General features: G+C 53.6%; 21 protein-coding genes and 1 pseudogene. 13 read left to right on the top strand and 9 right to left on the bottom strand.

The window, feature by feature from the left end; genetic code table 11:
- Positions 1-27: 27 nt before the first annotated feature.
- Complete coding sequence (locus tag ACIQV9_RS00650; RefSeq protein WP_403096825.1) at positions 28-2,574, top strand: RND family transporter; 2,547 nt, start codon at positions 28-30, stop codon at positions 2,572-2,574.
- A 77-nt stretch (positions 2,575-2,651) separates the two neighbouring features.
- On the opposite strand, the gene ACIQV9_RS00655 is transcribed toward ACIQV9_RS00650, so the two are convergent.
- Positions 2,652-3,095: a hypothetical protein gene (locus ACIQV9_RS00655; RefSeq protein WP_403096827.1), complete on the bottom strand. Its 444-nt coding sequence runs from the start codon at positions 3,093-3,095 to the stop codon at positions 2,652-2,654.
- Positions 3,096-3,285: 190 nt separating this feature from the next.
- Positions 3,286-3,486, bottom strand: a complete 201-nt coding sequence (locus tag ACIQV9_RS00660; RefSeq protein ID WP_403097649.1) for a hypothetical protein — start codon at positions 3,484-3,486, stop codon at positions 3,286-3,288.
- Here ACIQV9_RS00660 and ACIQV9_RS00665 point away from each other — a divergent pair.
- Positions 3,403-4,530: a diguanylate cyclase gene (locus ACIQV9_RS00665; RefSeq protein WP_403096830.1), complete on the top strand. Its 1,128-nt coding sequence runs from the start codon at positions 3,403-3,405 to the stop codon at positions 4,528-4,530. The two genes, ACIQV9_RS00660 and ACIQV9_RS00665, sit on opposite strands and share 84 nt — an antisense overlap.
- Before the next feature lie 208 nt (positions 4,531-4,738).
- Here the strand turns inward: ACIQV9_RS00665 and ACIQV9_RS00670 are convergent, their stop codons facing one another.
- A complete protein-coding gene (locus ACIQV9_RS00670) occupies positions 4,739-5,224 on the bottom strand; it encodes a hypothetical protein (RefSeq protein WP_403096833.1) in 486 nt (161 codons plus the stop codon).
- 167 nt (positions 5,225-5,391) lie between these two features.
- Positions 5,392-5,832 (bottom strand): hotdog fold domain-containing protein, encoded by a 441-nt coding sequence (locus ACIQV9_RS00675; protein WP_403096836.1) that lies wholly within the window; start codon positions 5,830-5,832, stop codon positions 5,392-5,394.
- Between the two features lie 163 nt (positions 5,833-5,995).
- On the opposite strand from ACIQV9_RS00675, the gene ACIQV9_RS00680 reads away from it, so the two are divergent.
- The 3 genes from ACIQV9_RS00680 to mqo all read left to right on the top strand — a co-directional run bounded on the left by ACIQV9_RS00680 (position 5,996) and on the right by mqo (position 9,338).
- Entirely contained in the window at positions 5,996-6,631 is a 636-nt protein-coding gene (locus tag ACIQV9_RS00680; protein WP_403096841.1) for a TetR/AcrR family transcriptional regulator, read from the top strand.
- 24 nt (positions 6,632-6,655) lie between these two features.
- Positions 6,656-7,366: a GNAT family N-acetyltransferase gene (locus ACIQV9_RS00685; protein WP_403096846.1), complete on the top strand. Its 711-nt coding sequence runs from the start codon at positions 6,656-6,658 to the stop codon at positions 7,364-7,366.
- 319 nt (positions 7,367-7,685) lie between these two features.
- Positions 7,686-9,338 carry a malate dehydrogenase (quinone) gene (gene mqo, locus ACIQV9_RS00690; protein WP_403096849.1) on the top strand — a complete coding sequence of 551 codons (1,653 nt, stop codon included), beginning with the start codon at positions 7,686-7,688 and terminating at the stop codon, positions 9,336-9,338.
- A 181-nt stretch (positions 9,339-9,519) separates the two neighbouring features.
- On the opposite strand, the gene ACIQV9_RS00695 is transcribed toward mqo, so the two are convergent.
- The 3 genes from ACIQV9_RS00695 to ACIQV9_RS00705 form a co-directional block, all read right to left on the bottom strand.
- Positions 9,520-9,882, bottom strand: coding sequence for a hypothetical protein (locus ACIQV9_RS00695; protein ID WP_403096856.1), 363 nt, complete (start codon positions 9,880-9,882; stop codon positions 9,520-9,522).
- 254 nt (positions 9,883-10,136) lie between these two features.
- The gene (locus ACIQV9_RS00700; RefSeq protein WP_403096859.1) at positions 10,137-11,669 is read right to left on the bottom strand and encodes a hypothetical protein; all 1,533 of its coding nucleotides are present in this window, start codon (positions 11,667-11,669) and stop codon (positions 10,137-10,139) included.
- 3 nt (positions 11,670-11,672) lie between these two features.
- A complete protein-coding gene (locus tag ACIQV9_RS00705; RefSeq protein ID WP_403096862.1) occupies positions 11,673-12,818 on the bottom strand; it encodes a hypothetical protein in 1,146 nt (381 codons plus the stop codon).
- 600 nt (positions 12,819-13,418) lie between these two features.
- Here ACIQV9_RS00705 and ACIQV9_RS00710 point away from each other — a divergent pair.
- Positions 13,419-13,802 (top strand): DUF6124 family protein, encoded by a 384-nt coding sequence (locus tag ACIQV9_RS00710; RefSeq protein WP_403096865.1) that lies wholly within the window; start codon positions 13,419-13,421, stop codon positions 13,800-13,802.
- Positions 13,803-13,996: 194 nt separating this feature from the next.
- Complete coding sequence (locus ACIQV9_RS00715) at positions 13,997-14,479, top strand: HIT family protein (RefSeq protein WP_403096868.1); 483 nt, start codon at positions 13,997-13,999, stop codon at positions 14,477-14,479.
- A gap of 55 nt (positions 14,480-14,534) precedes the next feature.
- On the opposite strand, the gene ACIQV9_RS00720 is transcribed toward ACIQV9_RS00715, so the two are convergent.
- Entirely contained in the window at positions 14,535-15,455 is a 921-nt protein-coding gene (locus ACIQV9_RS00720) for an aromatic alcohol reductase (protein WP_403096871.1), read from the bottom strand.
- A 97-nt stretch (positions 15,456-15,552) separates the two neighbouring features.
- Here ACIQV9_RS00720 and ACIQV9_RS00725 point away from each other — a divergent pair, with 97 nt between their 5' ends.
- Complete coding sequence (locus tag ACIQV9_RS00725) at positions 15,553-15,963, top strand: winged helix-turn-helix transcriptional regulator (RefSeq protein WP_403097625.1); 411 nt, start codon at positions 15,553-15,555, stop codon at positions 15,961-15,963.
- 150 nt (positions 15,964-16,113) lie between these two features.
- Entirely contained in the window at positions 16,114-16,362 is a 249-nt protein-coding gene (locus ACIQV9_RS00730) for a hypothetical protein (protein ID WP_403097628.1), read from the top strand.
- A 267-nt stretch (positions 16,363-16,629) separates the two neighbouring features.
- On the opposite strand, the gene ACIQV9_RS00735 is transcribed toward ACIQV9_RS00730, so the two are convergent.
- Positions 16,630-17,763, bottom strand: coding sequence for an aminotransferase class V-fold PLP-dependent enzyme (locus ACIQV9_RS00735; protein WP_403096874.1), 1,134 nt, complete (start codon positions 17,761-17,763; stop codon positions 16,630-16,632).
- A 1,066-nt stretch (positions 17,764-18,829) separates the two neighbouring features.
- Between ACIQV9_RS00735 and ACIQV9_RS00740 the strand changes: the two genes are divergently transcribed.
- The 4 genes and pseudogenes from ACIQV9_RS00740 to ACIQV9_RS00755 all read left to right on the top strand — a co-directional run bounded on the left by ACIQV9_RS00740 (position 18,830) and on the right by ACIQV9_RS00755 (position 21,048).
- Positions 18,830-19,024 (top strand): hypothetical protein, encoded by a 195-nt coding sequence (locus tag ACIQV9_RS00740; protein ID WP_403096877.1) that lies wholly within the window; start codon positions 18,830-18,832, stop codon positions 19,022-19,024.
- Positions 19,021-19,347, top strand: coding sequence for a low molecular weight protein tyrosine phosphatase family protein (locus tag ACIQV9_RS00745; protein ID WP_403096880.1), 327 nt, complete (start codon positions 19,021-19,023; stop codon positions 19,345-19,347). The genes ACIQV9_RS00740 and ACIQV9_RS00745 overlap by 4 nt, the downstream gene beginning before the upstream one ends.
- A 17-nt stretch (positions 19,348-19,364) precedes the next feature.
- Positions 19,365-19,787 (top strand): annotated as a pseudogene (locus ACIQV9_RS00750) (malate:quinone oxidoreductase); the annotation flags it as partial.
- Positions 19,788-20,115: 328 nt separating this feature from the next.
- Positions 20,116-21,048, top strand: a complete 933-nt coding sequence (locus ACIQV9_RS00755; RefSeq protein WP_403096883.1) for a diguanylate cyclase — start codon at positions 20,116-20,118, stop codon at positions 21,046-21,048.
- The last annotated feature ends 220 nt before the right edge of the window (positions 21,049-21,268 follow it).

Raw genomic sequence — 21,268 nt, forward strand, 5'->3', positions numbered from 1 at the left:
CCAGAATCCAAGAGCGAGTACTCAGACATGGCCATTACCAAGCAAGACAACATGCCCGTGATCCGCGATCTGCATGACTTTGATCGGCGCTCCGGCAATCTGCTGGAACGGCTGGTGTTCAACTACCGCCCGCTGTTCATCGTGCTCATGACCCTGGCCACGCTGGTGCTGGGCTACATGGCGGCGACCCGCCTGGAGTTGCGCCCCAGCTTCGAAAAAATGATCCCGCAAAGCCAACCCTACATTCAGAATTTCCTCGAGAACCGCCAGTCGCTGCGCGGCCTGGGCAACTCGGTGCGGGTGGTGGTGGAAAACACCCAGGGCGACATCTTCGACCCCGAATACCTCAACGTCCTCAAGCAGGTCAACGACGAACTGTTCCTCGCCGAGGGCGTTGATCGCGCGTGGATGAAGTCGCTGTGGACGCCGGCCGTGCGCTGGACTGAAGTCACCGAAGAAGGCTTTCAAGGCGGCCCGGTGATGCCCGACAGCTATCAGGGCTCGCCCTCGGACATCGAACAGCTGCGACAGAACATCACCCGTGCCGGCATCGTCGGCAGCCTGGTCGCCAGTGATTTCAAGTCGAGCATGCTGATCGTGCCGCTGCTGGACAAAGCCTCGGCCACCGGCCAGAGCATCAACTACCACCAGTTTTCGCGGATGCTCGAAGAACAATTACGCGACAAGCTCGAATTTGCCGGCGATAGCGCGGCGCGCAAGGCCGGGGAGGAGGGCAAGGGCCACTACAAGGTCAGGGTGATCGGTTTCGCCAAGCTGATCGGCGATCTGATCGATGGTTTGATACAGGTGATGATGTTCTTCGGTCTGGCCGTGGTCACTTCGCTGGTCATCATCTATCTCTACACCCGCTGTGTGCGCAGCACCTTGCTGGTGGTCGGCTGTTCGCTGATCGCGGTGGTCTGGCAGCTGGGAATCGTGGCCTGGCTGGGTTATGCCATCGATCCTTACTCGGTGCTGGTGCCGTTCCTGATCTTTGCCATCGGCGTGTCCCACGCGGCGCAAAAGATGAACGGCATCATGCAGGACATCGCCCGTGGCACCCATAAACAGGTGGCGGCGCGCTACACCTTCCGCCGTCTGTTCATCGCGGGCGTCACCGCATTGCTGGCCGATGCGGTGGGCTTTGCCGTGCTGATGCTGATCGACATTCCGGTCATCCAGGATTTGGCCATCACCGCCAGTATCGGCGTGGCGGTGCTGATCTTCACGTCGTTGCTGCTCATGCCGGTGGCGCTGTCTTTTGTCGGCGTCGGTGCCAAGGCGGCCGAGCGTGCGCTGGCAATCGATACACGGGCGAGTGCTCACAAAGGCTTTGGCAAACTGTGGGACAGTCTGGACCGCTTCACCACACCGAAGTGGGCCACTGGCGCCGTCCTCTTCGCTGCCTTGCTCGGGATCGGTGGCTTTGTGGTCAGCCTGCACCTGAAAATCGGCGACCTCGACAGCGGTGCCCCGGAGTTGCGTGCGGATTCGCGCTACAACCGCGACAACGCCTTCATCACTCAACATTACGCGCTGTCCAGCGACCTCTTCGCCGTGATGATCAAGACCCCGGCCGAAGGCTGCCTGAATTACCAGACGCTGGTCCTCGCCGACCGCCTGGCCTGGGAGCTTCAGCAGTATTCCGGGGTGCAGGCCACGGCGTCGCTGGTCAATGCGGTGCGGCAGATTACGGCGGGGTCCTATGAGGGCAATCCCAAGCTCAACAGCATCCAGCGCAACCAGAACGTGCTGAACTACGCCGCGCAACAAGCCTCGGTCAATTCCCCGGAATTGTTCAATACCGATTGTTCGCTGATGCCGGTGATCGCCTTCCTCAAGGACCACAAGGCCGAGACGCTGGACGCCGTGGTCGCTATCGCCGATAAATTCGCCAAGGAAAACAGCACCGAGGATCGCCAGTTTCTGCTGGCGGCCGGCACTGCCGGTATCGAGGCGGCCACCAACATTGTGGTGCGCGAGGCGAACCGCACCATGCTGCTCTACGTGTATGCGGCGGTGACGCTGTTCTGCCTGATCACCTTCCGCAGTTGGCGCGCCACCCTGGTGGCCTTGCTGCCACTGGTGCTGACCTCGATCCTCTGCGAGGCCTTGATGGTGGTCATGGGCATCGGCGTCAAGGTGGCAACGCTGCCGGTGATCGCGCTGGGTGTCGGTATCGGCGTGGACTACGCGCTGTATTTACTCAGTGTCCAACTGCAATACCAGCGTCAGGGGTTGCCGTTGATGCAGGCTTATCGCAACGCCGTGTCATTTACCGGCCGGGTGGTGGGCCTGGTGGGGATTACCCTGGCCGCTGGCGTGGTGTGCTGGGTCTGGTCGCCGATCAAGTTCCAGGCGGACATGGGCATTCTGCTGACCTTCATGTTTTTGTGGAACATGTTGGGCGCCCTGATACTGATCCCGGCTTTGTCGCATTTTCTGTTGCGCACTCATCACGTCCTGGGCAAACCGGTGGAGGAGATGGCACTTGAACAGTCGGGTGCCGAGGGAACGCAGGGTATCGGGCAATGCGTTTCTGAACGGTGTAGCGAGGGTAAGGTGCCCGTTTAGTGGTGATCTTCAAGGGGCAGCGGGTGAGACTTTCACCCGCTTAAACGCGATAGACAGGAAACAAACTGCCGCCTGCACTAACTACAGGCATCCGCCACCGCCTTCTCGGCGCGTTCGATTTCCTGCTTGATATCCGTGGTTATCCGCTGTTCCTTGAACTTCTGTTCGAGGAACTGCTGGCTCCCCTGGTTTTTCAGCTCCGCGTCGGTTGCGGCGTCCTGCGCCTGCAACTCGGCAGCGTGGGCGTCTATGACGGCTTCAACCTCGGCATCATTCTTCGCGGTATCCAGGGAGCTGACCAATTTGCCGACTTCCGCCTTCTCGGCCTCGGCGTAAGCATCGACAGACAGCCCGGCAGCCATCGCACGCGCTCGAACTTCCACCGCTTCCTTGTGCTGTTGCGCTGTCTTGCACACCGCCTCCTGGCGTGCACTCTCGCCAGCTTTCCATTCCATAAATCCATACGTCGTCACTCCGATCATGGTCAGGGTAATGACGGCGCTGATAAATTGGGCTCTCACATTGCGCAACCTCAACAGTCAAGTGGATCCGTATGGGTGATTAATTGCCTGATTTCATTGGAGGCTTCAAAAGCGTAGCAGTACGAACGCGTTGCACGTTGGCGGCGCAATGTCATTTGGCTTGATGACTACAGGGCGTGGGGGTGGCTCACTTTGTGCTATTACTTTTCTGGCGATTGTCACTGAAGCTTTAAGGGCGCATTACCGTGAATGTGAGGGTACCCACGAGTCGTAATTGTTTGTTTGCCTGAGTGGCAGGGTGCCACAATCGCTTTTTTTGTCGCAGCATCATGATCAGGCGGATCAAATGGGTGGCCCAGGATTTCGGCACGACCAGGATACTTTCATCGCAGCGCAGGTGCGCAGTGATCGATTGCATCAGCTTTTCCACCAGTCATTTCCTGCGATTTTCGGCAGTTTTCTGGCGGCGATCATGCTGTGCGGGCTGTGCTGGGAGCGATTTGATCACTCCGTCATTTTTACCTGGATAGGACTGCTGACCGCGTCGTCGTTGCTGCGCATCCTGATGTTCGTGGCCTGGTTTCGCTGCCCGGAAAATGAGCGCACCCCGCAACGCTGGGAGAAGAAATACGGGTTCACGCTGGTGTTGTCCGCCGGTATCTGGGGGGCGGGCGCTTTTGCGGTCATGTCGGCAAACGACCTGTTGGCCCAGGCGTTGGTCATGCTCTTTGCCGTCGGCATGTCGGTCAGTGCGGTGTCGTGTTATTCGGCTTATCGGTACATGACGTTAGCGTCCATTGGCCTTGTGTTGTTGCCGTGTACTGTCTGGCTGCTGTTTCAATCGTCAGCGATCCAGGTCGGCATGGCGCTGGCTGTGATTGTGTTCGCCTCATTCGTGGCCAGCGCGACACGCAAACTGTCCGAAGCCTTGGAAACCGCCTTCCAGTTAACCCGCGAAATGGAACGCGCCCATCGCATTGCCACTTACGCCGCACAAACCGATGAACTCACCGGCCTGAAAAACCGCCGCGCTTTTTTCGAGCATGCCCAGCAATTGTTCCATGACTGCAAACACAACCGGTTACCGCTGTGCGCGGTGATGCTGGATATGGATCACTTCAAGCACATCAATGACACCTACGGTCATCAGGTCGGGGATCAGGTGTTGCGGCAAATGGGCGTGATCATCAACCGGTCCTTCCGCGATACCGATGTCTTCGGCAGGCTCGGGGGCGAAGAGTTCGCGATCTTGCTTCCGGACACGTCCATTGAAGTCGCCCTTAACATCGCCGAGCAACTGATCCAGTCTATGGGTGGATTGATGACCGGGCCGGTTCACCGTATATCGGCGAGTCTCGGTGTGGCAGCCATGGATATCGGCGACAACGATTTTCAAAGTTTGCTGAATAACGCGGATAAAGCGCTGTATCGAGCCAAGGCGCGCGGGCGTAATCAGGTGGCTGTTTCGGAGTAGGGGCGCAGAAAGGTTTTCGGCCCTGCTTGAAAGCATTCACGCGATACAACGAGCGCTGAACAACCTGTGGCGAGGGAGCTTGCTCCTGCTGGGCTGCGAAGCGGCCCCAGTGTCCATTCAGACAGACCGGGGCGGTGCGACGTTTCGCCAAACCCCCTCGCCACAAATTCTTGCTCGACTGAAGATGGTCTTAAGTGAACAGCATGACTCAATAAAACCGGTCTTCTTCCTTCATCGCATAAATTCGTCCCAACGTCCTGGCCGAAATCCCCAGGAACATCAACGCCAGCAACATCCCACCCATCATGATGTAAAACCCCGGACGATTGCCGTTCAATTCGCGGGCAATGCTGTTCTGTCCCGGTAACCAGCGCGAGTAAAGCAGGTCAATGCTGCCACCGGTTTCGTACGCGGTTTTCTGTGCGTAGCGCTCGTCAACGTATTGATCGTCGTGCGCCTGGCCGTTGTGATCGGTGTAGCGGTAATGGATCACTTTGCCGTCGCTGTTCATGAGGATGCTGTCCAACTGCGTCACCGTGCCGGTTGTCTCCACGGGGCTCAAGCGGATGGCGGCGTAGGCAATGCCCTCGTGCCGGGCCATGCCGGCGAGGATCAGCACCACGCAGCAGGCCACGGTGAGCAGGATCACCCGGTTGAACAGGTGATCTTTTTCGGCTTCGCGGGGATAGTACATTTTACGGTCCTTCGTGGGATGGGCTCACAGGAAGGAGTCGGCGGTCGGGGGCACAACTTTAGTCGCGGCGGGATTATCGGCGGTTGCCTGGCGCCCGTTGAAAGAACGACGGCGGGTTGCGCAATTGTGTAGCAGCCGGACGCAGGCTGCTACAGGCAGGCGGGCGTTTAAGCGAGCTTCACGTTCATGGTGATCCGCGCCGTGAACACCTTCTTGCCTTCGGCGTCATGAATATCCACCGGCACGATCTTGTCGCCTTCAGTCTGCCAATCTACCGCTTCACCATCGGCGACCGCCGTCACATCGCTCTTGGCCTTGGCCAAATACTCAACCGTCATCCCCTTTGGAATCCAGCGCGCACCGGCGGGAATGGACACGTCGGTCATCGTCCCGGCAGCCAGCTCGGCGGCGTTGCACAACGCAATCGCATGAACCGAGCCCAAGTGGTTGGTGATCGCCTTGCTGAACGGCACCTGCACCGTGGCATGACCGGGGCGCAACTCGGAAATCAGCGGATTGATGGTGCTGAAGTAAGGCGCCACCTGGCAGGCCATCTTGCTGAACGCTTCTGGGCCGGCGCTTTTAAACATGCTGAGAAACTGACTCATTTTGAAGCCTCGCTGAGGAGTGGTTTTACAGAATTATGTTCCGTAACGGAATATTGTTCTGTGACGGAACAGTATTCTGTCGCGAGGAAATCTGTCAACCTAGCGCAGCTTTCTCATCGGCAGCCGTCTGCCTTGTCATGGATTTTTCTGGCCTGTATCCCGCATGGAAACCGCAGATATACTCGAGCGCAGCTACCCCGGCAGAAGAGCCGAACTCAAGCGCGACATCTTCAGAAAAGCCCTGGCCCTGTTCAACGAACAAGGGCTCGAAGCCACGACCATCGAAATGATCCGCGCCGAATGCGATACCAGCGTCGGCGCGATTTACCATCACTTCGGCAACAAGGAAGGCCTGGTCGCCGCGCTGTTTTTCACCGCGCTGGACGACCAGGCACTGCTGCGCGACAACTACCTCGCCGAGGCACAGACGACGGAAGAGGGCGTGCACGCGCTGGTGCACAGCTACGTCGATTGGGTCGACAGCCAGCCCGAGTGGGCACGTTTCCAGTACCACGCGCGATTTGCCGTCACCAAAGGCCCGTTCAAGGAAGAACTGGCCACCCGCAACAAAACCCGTAACCAGAAACTCGGCCAATGGCTGGCAGAGCCCGGCCGACGTGATGTGCTGCGAGTGTTTCCTGCCGAATTGCTGCCGTCGCTGATCATCGGCCAGGCAGACAGTTACTGCCGGGCATGGTTGTCGGGGAGGGTGGTCGCCAGCCCGAAGGCCTACAGGGAATTGCTGGCAGAAGCGGCGTGGCGATCAATCTGTGACAATAGCCCCGCCGATACCCAGTAAAGCGATCCCGGAGTCAGAATTTCAATGCCGCAACTCACCCACTTCAACGCCCCATGCCCGGAGCACATCAACAGCCAGATCCTGCAGATGGTCGTCGACAACCTGACCGACATCAGCATGGTCGGCATCGCGCCGAGCAACCCGCTGTACAACGTGTATCAGTACGCGGTCGGCTACGAAGTGCATCTGTACCTGGAAGCACTCGGCGGGACCAAGGGCATTGCGGTCGAGTTGATCGTCGCCACCGACGATGAAGACCCTGAAAAGGTCATCGGCTTTCTGCTGTACCTGCCGGTCAAGGATGATCCCGAAGCCTGCGGCGTCGCCTACATGGCCGTCGATGCGGGTCATCGTCGCCGCGGCGTCGCGCGGTCCATGTTGCAAGACATGATCAACCGCTACCCCCACGCCGAACTGACCTGCGCCGTGGCCAAGGTGCCGTGGTTCGAGTCGATGGGTTTCCAGGTACTGGGCGTGCGCGGCACGCAAGTGCTGATGAACACCCGCGACCACAGCAGCGAAGGCTTGATGGGGCTGTTGGATGTCACATTTATCTACAGTTCTCTAGAGGTCCGGCAGATACATACCTACTTGCTGCAAAAACACGGAAAGCGCGCAATGGTCGATGCCGAAAAGCAACGCGACCGGCATCTGGACCAAATGACCCACAACGCCAAGGTGTTTGTGCTGAATCGTTTGGGTCAGGACGCCGCGAACGAGCCCCGTCTGGACTAGACTCATAAGTCCTTTCGGGAGCGCACAGTCGCCGAGCCATGATATTCTGCGCGCCAACTTGGTTTGACCTATTCAGTTTGCCCGTCCAGGAGACGTGCCAACAGGATCAATGTCGCTCAAGTAGCTGAAGCCAATAATGATAAAAAGTCAGTTCAGTAGGGACATATAAACTGAGGTCGATGGAGACACGTCGGCCTTGTGTGCCCACCCTCCAATCTTCATGTACGAGCACCCACGACATCCTGCCTGAATGCCGTGAATCAGGAGCCCCGTAAGTGGAGATGGAAGGGCGGATGGCGTTTTATCATAGGTGCTACAGATGTTTAAGAAAATGAACACGGCCCTGCTGGGGCTGGCTTTGTCGATGGGGATCACGTCCGTTCACGCGGAAGAGGCAAAGAAAGTCGATGTACTGCTGATCGGCGGCGGCATCATGAGCGCGACCCTGGGTGTCTGGCTCAACGAGCTGGAGCCTGGCACTTCGATGGAAATGATCGAGCGCCTCGACGGCGTCGCCCAGGAAAGCTCCAATGGCTGGAACAACGCCGGTACCGGCCACTCCGCCCTGGCCGAGTTGAACTACACCCCGGAAGACGACAAGGGCAACGTACAGATCCCGAAAGCCGTTGAAATCAACGAAGCCTTCCAGATCTCCCGTCAGTTCTGGGCCTGGCAGGTTCAGCAAGGCGTGCTGAAAAACCCGCGTTCGTTCATCAACTCCACGCCGCACATGAGCTTTGTGTGGGGCGATGACAACATCAAGTTCCTGAAGAAGCGCTACGAAGCCCTGCAAGCGAGCCCGCTGTTCGCGGGCATGCAGTACTCCGAAGACCCGGCTGTGATCAAGAAGTGGGTTCCGCTGATGATGGAAGGGCGCGACCCGAACCAGAAAATCGCGGCCACCTGGAGCCCGATCGGTACCGACGTCAACTTCGGCGAGATCACCCGCCAGTTCGTCGCGCACCTGCAAACCACACCGAAGTTCGACTTGAAACTGTCTAGCGAAGTGCAAGACATCACCAAGAACGACGACGGCACCTGGCGCGTCAGCTACAAAAACCTGAAAGACGGCACCAAGTCCGAAACCGACGCCAAGTTCGTCTTCATCGGCGCGGGCGGCGGTGCACTGCACCTGCTGCAGAAGTCCGGCATTCCTGAAGCCAAGGAATACGCAGGCTTCCCGGTAGGCGGCTCGTTCCTCGTGACCGAGAACCCGACCATCGCCGAGCAACACCTGGCCAAGGCCTACGGCAAAGCCTCCGTTGGCGCACCGCCAATGTCGGTTCCGCACCTGGACACCCGTGTCCTGGACGGCAAGCGCGTCATCCTGTTTGGCCCATTCGCGACCTTCAGCACCAAGTTCCTCAAAGAAGGCTCGTACCTGGACCTGCTGACCACCACCACCACGCACAACGTGTGGCCAATGACCAAAGTCGGCATCAAGGAATACCCGCTGGTCGAGTACCTCGCCGGCCAGCTGATGCTGTCTGACGAAGACCGCCTCAACGCCCTGAAAGAATACTTCCCGAACGCCAAAGCCGAAGACTGGCGCCTGTGGCAAGCCGGCCAACGCGTGCAAATCATCAAGCGTGATGAAGCGGCGGGTGGCGTGCTGAAGTTGGGTACTGAAATCGTTGCTTCCGCGGACGGCTCGATTGCCGGTCTGCTGGGCGCATCGCCGGGCGCATCGACTGCTGCGCCGATCATGCTGACCGTGCTGCAGAAAGTGTTCAAGGACAAGGTGGCTTCGCCGGCTTGGCAGGAGAAACTGCATCAGATCGTGCCGAGCTATGGCACTCAGCTGAATGGCAGTCCTGAGAAGGTTGCGCAGGAGTGGGCTTACACCGCCAAGGTGCTGCAACTGACTCCGCCGCCGGCGATTGGTCAGGTAGTGGCTCCGGCTGCTGCTCCGGCTGATGCTGGCAAGGCGAAGGCGCCGAAGGCTAATGCTGCTAGTGATATGGCTTTGTAAGTAGAAGCGTAATCAGAAAAAGCCCACTGATCGGAGACGGTCAGTGGGCTTTTTTTATGCTTGTGGTGTCATCACAACTTCTATTAACGAGATCATTTTAGCGAACAGAAAATGATGCAAGTATAAGTTGACTATGGCCTGTCGAGCAAGTCGTTGAATACGGAGATATTATCTCCGAGTATTACTCGCTTAATATCTCGAATTTTGTTGAGAGTGGAGCTAAATGTCCATTTGTGCTAGCTAGCTCCCGCACCTTTTTGTTTATCCTTCTTATGGATTTTCTGCTGACTTTTATTTTTTCAATAGATATCCCGATGAGCAAGTCAATGGAAGCCTCTCCCTTTTCGTTGTTGTGGTGTTCAAGTAGTCGAAAAAGTATATCTACAAACTGGCCGCTCAGTATTTCGTCTGAAGAGTAGTCAAGCTCTGAAGGGCTTGCAGCACGCCATATGCAGGACTGCAGCAACGGATCGTTATATCGAACAAATACTTCAGGGTCCAATACTGATTGTTGATAAATATCTCCATCTAGTGAGTCGGCCATGTCGAGGTCCTTACTATCCCTAGCCCACTGCAATATTGACGCGACCATAAAATATACTGCTTCTGGCGAAACAGTGTCTTCTTTGTAATCGAAATCCCAAAAAGCGAAATGCCTAGAAAAAGCTAATTTCTTGGATGGGCCGATTCCGCTTATGCCAATAAAGCCATTGAGTCCGACTGCTCCACGACTAAGGATTTTATATCGTTCTTCCCAAAAGTGATGCTCTTCTTGAAAACTAGCAATGAATTTGCTTTCTAGATCCCATGTGGAGTTATCATAGCGTGCTGGAGTATTGATTTCATGTCGCGCGAAAAATTTATATTGACTGAAGTTTGGGCCATATATAAGCGATTTTTTAAATTGATCTTTTTGATTTTCCCTTTGTATAAATGGACCAGGGTGGAAAATATTCTCATCCCGTCGTGCTTTGCAATTCGCAAGTCTCGATTGAGAGCCATGAATACATTTCCGCTTCCTATTACGGGGGCGAAGGCCACAAGAGCGTCTTTGGAATTTCCGAAGTCAATATTTATAACTTCTCTAAAGTCGACAACTTTTATTGATGTTTTGTTTCTTCCGATTTTTTTTATAATTTCACTTGCTAGCGCTTCACTAACTTGATCTTGCTTGTCTATAATGATCCATTTGGTACTTGCCGGTATGTGGTTTTTTGCAAGACTTGAAAGCCAAGTTTTAATTTTTTCGAGTGTAAGCTTAGGGCCTAAGTCCAGTTCTATATTAAATTCTCTTCGTACCGTTTGGTTAGGTTTTGTTTTGTGGCAGCGAAAAGAATTCAGGTTGTGCAGCTCTTTGAAAGGAGTTTGTGATATTTTTTTTCCATGGATTTTCTTTATTACAACAGCTTTTGGGGCGAGGATCTCTGCAGTAAAATGCTCCCCGATGCGTTTTACATGTCGGTCTGAGCTGTCGTTTTTGTTTTTTCTGCTGGAAAGTGTTGAAACGTCTGAGAGAACTCGCTCGTCATTCGTGTAAGATAAGATAACTGTTATTTTATCTTTGCTAATACCCCAAGTTTGTTCAAGTTCACGCATAAGGCTGTTCGTGGTGGATGCAGATATTACAACTATTGTAGTGTTTAGGTTGTCCGGTTTGTTTTTTTCTATTCCAGAGTAAGAGCTGAAACTTTTATGCGAAAAATTTACGGGTAGACCGAATTTTGTTAGCGTCAGGGAGATGTTGTTGATGATATATGAGATTGATTGAGTGTCTAAGAGTGCGAGTCTTATTCCTGAGATGTCATCTGGTAACATCGGTAGCATAGAAAAGGAAACGAAGCTCTCTTCGCAGGATCCAGAGCATAGTCTTGATGCAGATAGGAATTCTTTGTCTTCTCGCTCGGATGGCTTTTTGAAAGTGGTCCCTGGTGGTGCTAACTCTATAACGCCATTCTTTTTAGATAAAATTAGGAGCCCTTCTTTACATACCTTGGCTCTAAATTCAAGAAGTTCTTCTTCGTTCCAAAGCGTGTTGTTTAGGCACTCAAAAACCCCTTTGTAATTGTAATGCATTAGGGAGAAAGTAACATTTCCTCCAAAGCGGTTAGCGCTATTTAAGGCGAGGCTACCGTCTTTGAATAGGTTTTCGACTCTTTCGCATATGTAACCTGGGAAAATATAAATTACTTGGTCTGGTCGTAAATGTTTTTTGAAAGCATTCTCAAAAAATTCCACATACTCAGATTCGTCTAAGGTTTCTGAATCTGAGAATATCACGAGGGCTTTAGTTGGCTCACCTTGCTTAATGAAATTGAGTTCAAAACTAAACATTACTCAATTATCCTTATGTAAAGGGATTACAAAGGTAAAAACAGAGCCGCAGGCGTAGGCGTCAGCCTGCTTTATATCTTGTGTGGTGATTTCGTAAGAGGAAGTTTTTGACGAGAAAGCTTTTTCTACAATAGCTCTTCCTGTACGCAATCTAAACCAGCCATTCAGCTCATGAAGTACGTTTAGTACTATATCCAAACCGTTTCCAGAGGAGGCGCTGTTTTTCGTAGAGGAATGTTTTTTGAAGCAGCATAATATTGCCTCCGATTCATCTTTAAAATCAATGGATCGCGAGTTTTTGCTGAGCCAGCGACCCGAAAAGCCAGGACCGCTATCTAATATAGATATTTCTAAAAAACGCAACCTGTCTTCATCTTTAATATTTTGAAATGTGGCATCAAGATAACTTTCTAAAGTTTTATTTTGTTCTGATATGGATGATGATTCAGCTCTGGTGTAACTGCTCACGTTGATTAATATTCCCCGTGAATCGCGTAGATATTCATTGCCGAACTCATCATTTCTCGCGTGTTGGTCTGTGTTCAAGAATAGTTGTCTGGCGGCTAGGCCTATCCTGGATTTTATGTCATCATTTATTGTTCTATTAGTTGTTTTTTGAGGCGCGGCAACTTCTAGGGATTTTGAGATTATTTCTTTAAATTTGGCTTGATTTGCTACATCATCATTGTTGTAAAGAGGCTCGATTAGACCTGAAAAAACTCCACTCTTAATACATGGTAAGTTTACTCTGAAACCTTTAAATGCGTGTTGGAAATCAAGTTTTTTAAGCGCTTCCATCCTCGGCTTTGCGGGGGTTAGCGCTTCTGACTTATTAACTTGAGTCTTTCCGTCTACACAAAAAATTCTTCTTGATAAAGCAAGTGCTGCAATGCCAAAAAATGATTCACAGATCTTCGAAAACCCCTTTTCACGGTCGTTATTATCAACGTAGGTGTGAAAAATCGGTTCGTCTTGTCTTCTAGACCAAGTAGCAATCAACTGAATTAAAGACGCTTCAACTCCGATGCCGCCACCGTGTTTTATGTCTGTAGGAAGCCGTATCTTTATTTCGGCTGAGCTTTTTATGTCGGAAAGGTATTCCTCAATTAAGGATAATGATAGATCTGACTTTATCGTAAGAGTTTTCAATTTTGTCCTCAAACTTGTTTAGTTGAGTATTTTGTAGGCGGCGGATGAATGATTTAGTGCGTGGCAAATTTGTGTGTTCATGCTGGAATCATAAAAGCTGACATGCTAAATGAGAAATAAAGGCCGTTTTAGCGGTTTTATTCGAGTGGCGCCCCGCTAATCGTAGGTGTAATTTCGTTGCCACTAGCCACTCCATAAGTACTTGATTAATAAAAAGCGCGATCTCCATCACTGACACTACCCATTTGCTATCGTGGTGTCTACTTCCCTTCCTACCGTAGTAGACACCCCAACCAAAATTGAAGGCTCTAAAAAAGTGTTTCACATTTGTCCGGTATTCGCCGGGCTTGCGCTTCGGAACCCACCTCGCTAACCTTCCCCCGTCGCTGCCAATTCAGCGAACGGGTGTGGTAGCCCGGATACTTCATAGACCCAGAACGCCTCAGGGCGTTTTTTTATGCTGGCTGCTTTGTGGCGGCTGTGCATGGGAGGCTTCGGCCTGCCGGGTTTCTATGACCGGTCTACCACCCCGTGTACAGTCGCCTCCTTATTTGTGTGGTAGCAAATCCGGAGGGACTCAAATCCATAGAGTGTTCCGACATGATTGATGACGATACAGATACCCCTGAAGAACCGAGCATCCCAGAAACCGATCCGGTTTCTCCATACTCCTGCCTCAACTCAAAAAAACTCCACGACGCCGCTATCCGCGCGCTCGATCACTACCTTGCGCCACCAGCCTCAAAACCAAAACTGGCCGACCGCCGTCCCAGTTCAATCTTCACCATCGCCCCCGAAGTAGACAAAGAAACCCTCCTGGCCCACAGCTGCGAAACCCTCGCTTCGGCCAACGTAATGGCCAGCGAATTGGCGTTCAGCCTCACCGGCCCGCAATGCAACATGGCACTAGCCATCCAACAGATGATTTCCCTGGCAGAGTTGTCGGTGAATCGGGTGTTGGATCAGGTCGATCCGCAGGAGTAGGTGAGGGCGTTGTTTAAACGCGTCAGGCAGTAAAAAGCCCACTGAACCGGTAACGGTCAGTGGGCTTTTTTGTGGGCAATGTTTTTCAAGGGGCCAATTCATCTCGGCTCACATGTCTGCTTTCACCCTCTAGCCGACGTAACCACGATGCCTTGATATTCTGTGTAACCGATCGACGAAGGACGCCAACGCACATGGACATTGCACCCCGATTCATCATTCATGAAACCGATCATTGGCTACTCAATCATCACATGTCATCCGCGCTCCCGGGTTATTTGATGCTGGGTTCGCGGACTCACGCCAACTCGCTTGCCGACCTTCCGGGCGGTGCCCTGGCCGAGTTGGGTGGCCTGCTCGCAGCCGTTCAGAAAGCCATTGAATCGCAACTAAAGCCGAAGTGGATCTACATCAGTCGATTCGGCCATGTTCCTGGCTATCCCATTCATTTCCATTTCATCCCGGTGTATCACTGGGTCGAAGAACTGTTCTGGAAGGATGCGAGATACAGACTCCTGGAGACCTTCGCGACAGCTGAAAACGCTCAATCACTGACTGACGGAGCAGAACTGACGCTGTTCATCTGGCGCGAATTTGGCGAGAGCCCAACGCCACCCGCCATCCAGGGACCTTCCATCCACCAAGTCATTGATGGTCTTCGCGGATTGTTCAAATAGGACGACGAGTCGGCCCTCCGCAAGCGGCGTCAGGGTGTTGCGAACTGCTGTCCTGTCAGAGCAGATGCTGTTCGATCCATTGGGCAACGGTGGTGGTTTCTATCTGCCGTTCGGCGTTGTAGGTGCGGGCCTTGTCCCACGCGACGCCTTTGCCCTGCGCGAAAACTGCCCGGTATTTACGGGCCGGATCGCTGGGAGCAGCGACGAGATCCGCTTTCAGCGCAGGTACTGTCCATTCGACGCGCTCGACCGTTCTGTCGAGCAAGCGGTCTACGGTGTCGGCCAGTTGCCGATAGGTGAGGGTATCGCCAGCGGTGTAGACCACCTGGTTGACCAGCGTTGGCTCGAACAAGATCGAGGCTGTCAGCCGCCCGATGTCCTCCGGGGTGGTGACTGTCACGGCGGTGTCCCAACTGCCCAAGGCGCGTACGGTGTTCTGGCTCAGGTCGACCACGCCAAACGAGGGTTCGAACAGGAAGCTGGTGAACATCCCGGTAGAAATGATCAGCCATTGCACGCGAGACTGGTTGCGCAGCAATTGGCGCACGTCCAGTTGCTCGTCAAACAGGTCTTGCGGGCTACCCCGGCCTATGACGTCGTAGTCCACGCCGAACTGCCATGGCACGTAACGCTTCACATCTGACTGCAACGCGGCGCGGGCCAGTTTGAGTTGCGTCCCGGCACCGGCGACGAAGCCGAGGCAGCTGACGAGGGTATCGAAACCGCTGAACATCGCCGCGAGCTGATCCTCGGAGTCATTGACCGCATCGCCCGGCAGTACCTCGATGCCCAGAGCTTGCAGTTCCAGGAGCGTTTGGTGTTTATCTGCAGACACACTGTAGAGCGTCGAGGGACGCAGCATCACCGTGATGCTGGCGGCCGAACGTGCAGCCAGCTCGCGAAGTACGGCCATGCCGAGCTCGCCGGCACCCAGAACCAGGATGTTGTCGGTTTTTGCAGGATTGTGCGGTGGCATCTGTCACTCCCAAGGATTCATCAGTCATCAGTGTTTTTATCCTGGCACCCTTGGTTAACGTTAAAAAGAAGGCACATGCGTGATACCGCATAACGAAATGAGTGAAGAAGAGGTCATCCGCCAGTCCCAGGCCGCGTGCGATGCGCTCAGTGCCGAGGACGACGGACTCAAACGCGAAGTGCTGACACACGCGGGCAATCGCTGGTCGCTAGGAATTGCCCATACGTTGGGCGTAGCGGGAAAATTGCGTCACGCCGAAATCGGCCGACGCCTGCCAGGCGTCACCCAACGCATGCTGACCCGTAGCCTGCGGCAACTGGAACGTGACGGGTTGATTGTGCGTTTCGACCACGGCGAGGTGCCGCCACGGGTCGATTATGAGCTGACGCCGCTGGGGCGCAGTTTTCTGGCGCGCATGGTGCCGCTGTGGACCTGGCTCCTGGAAAACGCCGAAGGTTTTCGCAGGGCAAGAGTCCGCTTCGATGCTGAAAATCAATCCCCCGAGTAGAGTTGTCGGTGAGCCCCAGACCTCCGTGCTTCATCCAAAGCCTATCTCAACGCATCAAAAAATTTGAACCGCCTTTGGACGCGCTCGCCTAATGATCAGCTTGTGGATGAATCGCACAGGCAATCTGCCAATACCGGCATACTCCGAGAGGTGGTCAACGTGGCTAAAGACGAGAAGAAAAGCAAAGGTGATGCTTCGAACACCAGCAAGGAATTGAAAGACAAAAAGTCATCACCGGCAAAGAAATCAGCTGCGGCTTCGGCTCTTTCGAAATCTTCCGAAAAGAAAGACAAGAAAAAAGATGCCGAACCAAAGAAATCTGCAAAAAAAGCTGATAGCAAGCCAGAAAAGGCTAAGAAATCAGACAAGGCCGAAAAGCCGGCGAAAAAGAAAAAGTGACATCTGCTATCCGCTAGGGCTTTACGCCCTAGCTTCCTCAGGCCGTATTGCCTTCGATGGCTATCAAACGACTAACCACCCCTTCCGGCCAGAACCAGTCACTCACATTGTTGGTATGCGGCGGATTTCCCTTATGGTTCTAACATGACGTCCGGGCGACCAGCGTCATATTCGTCGAAGATCAGCGCCATGGGGCTGGCAGTGCCCAAGGCAGGATGCGTTCCTGGAGTTCACAAGTTCGGTATCTGCCGCAGGCAAGATGAGGGTTTAGTTAACCATCACCTCGTCCAGTGCCTGCTCGAGGGTGCTGACCGTGCGCTCGATATTGTGCAGCTTTTCGAGTCCGAACAGACCGATGCGGAAGGTCTGGAAGTCGGCCGGCTCGTCGCATTGCAAGGGTACTCCGGCGGCGATCTGCAGGCCGTGGTTGGCAAATTTCTTACCGCTCTTGATCTCAGCATCATCGGTGTAGCTCACCACTACGCCAGGGGCCTGAAAGCCGGCTGCGGCTACGCTTTTGATGCCTTTGCCGGCCAACATTGCGCGCACCCGATCGCCCAGCGCCTGTTGTTCGCCGCGGACCTTGTCGAAACCGTAGGCTTGCGTCTCTTTCATCACTTCGTTAAATCGCGCGAGGGAATCGCTGGGCATGGTCGCATGGTAGGCATGTCCGCCCTGTTCGTAGGCCTGCATGATCTGAAGCCACTTTTTCAGGTCGCAGGCGAAGCTGCTACTTTGCGTCAGTTCGATGCGCTCGAGGGCCAAAGAACTGAGCATGACCAGGGCGCAGCAAGGGGAGGCGCTCCAGCCTTTCTGCGGTGCGCTGATCAGCAGGTCGACTGCGCATTTCTGCATATCGACCCAAAGCGTGCCTGAGGCGATGCAGTCCAGCACGAACAGGCCACCCACCGCATGCACGGCGTCGCCGACGGCTCGCAGGTACTCGTCGGGCAGGATAATCCCTGATGAGGTTTCAACGTGGGGGGCGAAGACAATTTGCGGTTTCTGCACCTGAATGGCTGCCAGCACTTCGTCCAGAGGGGGTGGGGCGTAGGCAGCCTGGCGACCCGTGTCGACCGGTCGGGCTTTCAGCACCGTGGTGGCCGCCGGGATGTTGCCCATCTCAAGGATCTGGCTCCAGCGATAACTGAACCAGCCGTTGCGTATCACCAGGCATTGCTGGTCGGTGGCAAACTGTCGCGCCACCGCTTCCATGCCGAATGTGCCGCTGCCCGGGACCACCGCAACAGCCTGGGCGTTGTAGACCTGTTTCAGGGTCCTGGAAATGTTCTTCATCACGCCTTGAAATGACTGCGACATGTGGTTGAGCGAGCGGTCGGTGTAGACCACTGAGTACTCGACCAGCCCCTCGGGATCGATACTGGGATATACCTTTGACATGGGTTGACTCCTTTGGCAGAGATGTCAGTGGTATCGACCCTGCCCTAAGCCTTGGCAAATGACAAGATTGCTCGGGATTGAATTGCGACTTCTGTCGAGCGGCTGGCATCACCAGGTCGATTACTGGACGTAGCAATGCCCGCAGGTGGCTGCTGAGTTGGGGGAGGGTGGACCTAAAGATTGCTACCTCATTACGTTCGGTCGATAACGACCAGTTATGAAGGGCAGCAGCCGACCCATAGCGGACATTGTTCCTCAAGGATACTTTGGCCGGGCGTATCTACCTTTTGCAGGGTGAGCTCTGGTTGGGCCTAATGTGATACAAACGCTAGAGGGAGCTTCGAAAAATCCAAGCCATGAGGGCATGTATGCGATTTGGCTTAAGTGTCGGCAATTGGCAAAAGTCATTTTTTGTCAGTACATGTTTTTTCTTGGCATTGGGCGTTGCTCTGGCAGACCTTAGTCAAGCGGGCACTTTGGGAAGGTTCTTGTGGTACTCAGGACCTGGGCTACTCACGCTGGGCCTGATGCAAGCAATGGGTGGATCTGGGCCTGCCAAGATAGGCGGGATGCTGATATCCGCCGTGTACTTGGTGTTTTTCTTCCTTTGGCTTCACTCTCAACCTAGTCCAGAAGCGTTAACGTGGTTTTGGTATGTGTGTAGTTACCCCGGTGTGTGGATTGCCGCAGCATTAGTCTGTTGGTGTGATCGAACACGAGGAGAGAGCGCCGGCTGGCAGTTTCTACGCAGCTTAATGTTTGAGTTTGTTGGCTTATTGTCGAACGTAGGAATATTGCTTGCCATCTTCATATCGAAAACCGGATGAACGCTCTAGCCGGCCCCTAATCCTTTCCTGAAATGTCTGCTTCTGGCCCGATTGCAGCCTGTCGCGAAGGACTGCAATCGACCCAAAGCTGACTCGTCTACGTCTGCTCTCGGCCCAGAAATTGCCGCCGTTGGAATTCGATAACTGCACCAGACTAGCCACTCCCTCGATTCACGCTTACCATAATCGCAACTCGTATTACCGCGGCTGCTGAACCCGGTACTCACGAGGACATGACCATGGTAAGAACCCGCGCCTGGAGACGCACACAGGCCCGTAAATGCGACAATGACAAAGCGGTCCGTCCGCTGAAGTTCAAGCCGGAAAAGAACTGGAAGCTGCTGTACACCCGTGCCGACAAGTTGGTCAGGGCACGCCAACTCGGCATGAGCTATCCCATCCGCAACACCCGCCAATTGTTGGATCTAGAGTGACTAACCTCCTGTTCGTCTGCAGCCGTAACCAATGGCGTAGCCCTACTGCGGAAGCAATCTGGCGCCGTCGACCTGGCTTCAGTGCCCGTTCAGCGGGCACTAGCCCGAATGCACGCAAACCCATCGACGCAGCGGATATTCGTTGGGCCGATGTCATTTTTGTCATGGAACGCAAACACCTGAATCGCCTGCAGGCTGAGTACGCTCGCCTGCTTGAACACAAGCGGATTCACTCTCTGGATATTCCCGACGACTTTCGCTACATGGACCCTGAACTGGTGGACATGCTCGAAGTTACTGTGAAGCCGCACCTTTCTACCTAGGCTCGCGCTTCGGAATCCGCATCGGGCAAGCCGGCCAACGCGTGCACATCATCAAGCGTGATGAAGCGGCGGGTGGCGTGCTGAAATTGGGTACTGAAATCGTTGCTTCTGCGGACGGCGCGATCGCCGGCCTGCTGGACGCATCGCCGGGCGCATCGACTGCTGCGCCGATCATGCTGACCGTGCTGCAGAAAGTGTTCAAAGACAAGGTGGCTTCGCCGGCTTGGCAGGAGAAACTGCATCAGATCGTGCCGAGCTATGGCACTCAGCTGAATGGCAGTCCTGAGAAGGTTGCGCAGGAGTGGGCTTACACCGCCGAGGTGCTGCAACTGACTCCGTCGCCGGCGATTGGTCACGTGGCAGCTCCGGCTGCTGCTCCGGCTGATGCTGATAAGGCGAAGGCGCCGAAGGCTAATGCTGCGACGGATATGGCTCTGTAACTAGAGGCCTGTCAAAAGCCCACTGAACCGGTGACGGTCAGTGGGCTTTGTGGGGAGTGGTTTTCTGCAAGGGGTAGATTCATCTCGTTCGACGTGTGAGCTTTCGGCTGTGGATTCAACCGGTCGACGCAATCAGCCAGCCAAGGCCATCTCTGCGGAGCTTTTGACTGAAATCAATCGCAACGGCTATCGAAAGCATAAAAAACAGACATTGTATTTTTTCAATGACTACACTCATATATCAAGCAAGTAAAATAATTGTGTTGTCTAGATAGCTATACCCTTTTAAAACAGCGCTTCTCCATTGAATCCTACTAACGGAATTTGCATGAAGATTGAAATTCTTAAACAGGCAGTTATGGATTCGCGAGATGGCATCACCATTTCCGATAATTGTATTGACGACAATCCGCTGATTTTTGTGAATCCTGCTTTTGAGCGCATGACCGGTTACTCGTTTGAAGAAATCACTAACATTAACTGCCGATACCTACAAAAAAACGATCAAGAACAGCCTGAACTTGAAATTATTCACGAAGCCGTTAAGAAAGGTGAGTACTGCCTCGTAACATTGCGGAACTACCGCAAGGATGGAACGATGTTTTGGAATGAGCTGAGCATTTCTCCAATTCATGATGAAAGTGGAGTTGTAACCAATTTTTTAGGTATACAAAAAGATGTAACATCTCGCATGCTAATACAACAGCAACTTCGCGACGAACATCAGTCCCTTGAGGAAATGAAATCACACTTCGAACAACTATCCATAAAGGACGGGCTGACAGGAATTTACAATCGTCGTTTTTTTGATACGCAATTCGAAATTCAATGTAAAATTGCATGCCGCAATAGCGACTCATTGACGCTTGCCATGATTGATGTTGATAACTTCAAGTCATTCAACGATATTTATGGGCATCAAGCTGGCGATGTAGCATTAATGCGTGTCGCTGATAGTTTGAATAAGTCTTTCCAGCGAGGCTCTGATTTTGCAGCCAGGTATGGCGGTGAAGAATTTGTAGTTCTTTTCAACGGCATGACGAAAGACCAATCAGCTCGGCACGTCGAAACTCTATGCCAAGTAGTGCGAGACTTGAGAATACCGCACTCCGCTTCCAGCACAGGATACTTAACTATAAGTGTTGGTTTTTCAGTACAGATATTTGGTCCGCTGCAGCCGTATAACGTACTACTGGCCCGAGCCGATAAAGCTCTCTACATAGCTAAAGAACGGGGTAGAAACCAATTTTTTAATCTTTAGGTTCTGTACGAAACTCTGGAGAAAATGGCCTTTGTTCAACATCATGTCGCGCCCTAAAGGCCTCGTTGAGGGGCGCCCAGGTCCGTTTGTGGCCGGTAGCAATTGGCCGGTAGCTGGTTTCAACGTGTCACGCAGTAAAAAGCCCACTGAACCGGTAACGGTCAGTGGGCTTTTTTGTGTCTGGAATTCAGATCGGGGCCTAAGGCTGACAAAAGTTTTT

This window comes from Pseudomonas sp. NPDC099000, from assembly GCF_044759925.1.
GTDB lineage: Bacteria > Pseudomonadota > Gammaproteobacteria > Pseudomonadales > Pseudomonadaceae > Aquipseudomonas.

Bases quoted from the DNA above. Each gene is read 5' to 3' on its own strand.
- ACIQV9_RS00650 (WP_403096825.1), top strand. From the start codon at position 28: ATGGCCATTACCAAGCAAGACAACATGCCCGTGATCCGCGATCTGCAT.
- ACIQV9_RS00665 (WP_403096830.1), top strand. From the start codon at position 3,403: ATGGGTGGCCCAGGATTTCGGCACGACCAGGATACTTTCATCGCAGCG.
- ACIQV9_RS00670 (WP_403096833.1), bottom strand. From the start codon at position 5,224: ATGTACTATCCCCGCGAAGCCGAAAAAGATCACCTGTTCAACCGGGTG.
- ACIQV9_RS00675 (WP_403096836.1), bottom strand. From the start codon at position 5,832: ATGAGTCAGTTTCTCAGCATGTTTAAAAGCGCCGGCCCAGAAGCGTTC.
- ACIQV9_RS00680 (WP_403096841.1), top strand. From the start codon at position 5,996: ATGGAAACCGCAGATATACTCGAGCGCAGCTACCCCGGCAGAAGAGCC.
- ACIQV9_RS00685 (WP_403096846.1), top strand. From the start codon at position 6,656: ATGCCGCAACTCACCCACTTCAACGCCCCATGCCCGGAGCACATCAAC.
- mqo (WP_403096849.1), top strand. From the start codon at position 7,686: ATGTTTAAGAAAATGAACACGGCCCTGCTGGGGCTGGCTTTGTCGATG.
- ACIQV9_RS00695 (WP_403096856.1), bottom strand. From the start codon at position 9,882: ATGGCCGACTCACTAGATGGAGATATTTATCAACAATCAGTATTGGAC.
- ACIQV9_RS00700 (WP_403096859.1), bottom strand. From the start codon at position 11,669: ATGTTTAGTTTTGAACTCAATTTCATTAAGCAAGGTGAGCCAACTAAA.
- ACIQV9_RS00710 (WP_403096865.1), top strand. From the start codon at position 13,419: ATGATTGATGACGATACAGATACCCCTGAAGAACCGAGCATCCCAGAA.
- ACIQV9_RS00715 (WP_403096868.1), top strand. From the start codon at position 13,997: ATGGACATTGCACCCCGATTCATCATTCATGAAACCGATCATTGGCTA.
- ACIQV9_RS00720 (WP_403096871.1), bottom strand. From the start codon at position 15,455: ATGCCACCGCACAATCCTGCAAAAACCGACAACATCCTGGTTCTGGGT.
- ACIQV9_RS00725 (WP_403097625.1), top strand. From the start codon at position 15,553: ATGAGTGAAGAAGAGGTCATCCGCCAGTCCCAGGCCGCGTGCGATGCG.
- ACIQV9_RS00735 (WP_403096874.1), bottom strand. From the start codon at position 17,763: ATGTCAAAGGTATATCCCAGTATCGATCCCGAGGGGCTGGTCGAGTAC.
- ACIQV9_RS00740 (WP_403096877.1), top strand. From the start codon at position 18,830: ATGGTAAGAACCCGCGCCTGGAGACGCACACAGGCCCGTAAATGCGAC.
- ACIQV9_RS00755 (WP_403096883.1), top strand. From the start codon at position 20,116: ATGAAGATTGAAATTCTTAAACAGGCAGTTATGGATTCGCGAGATGGC.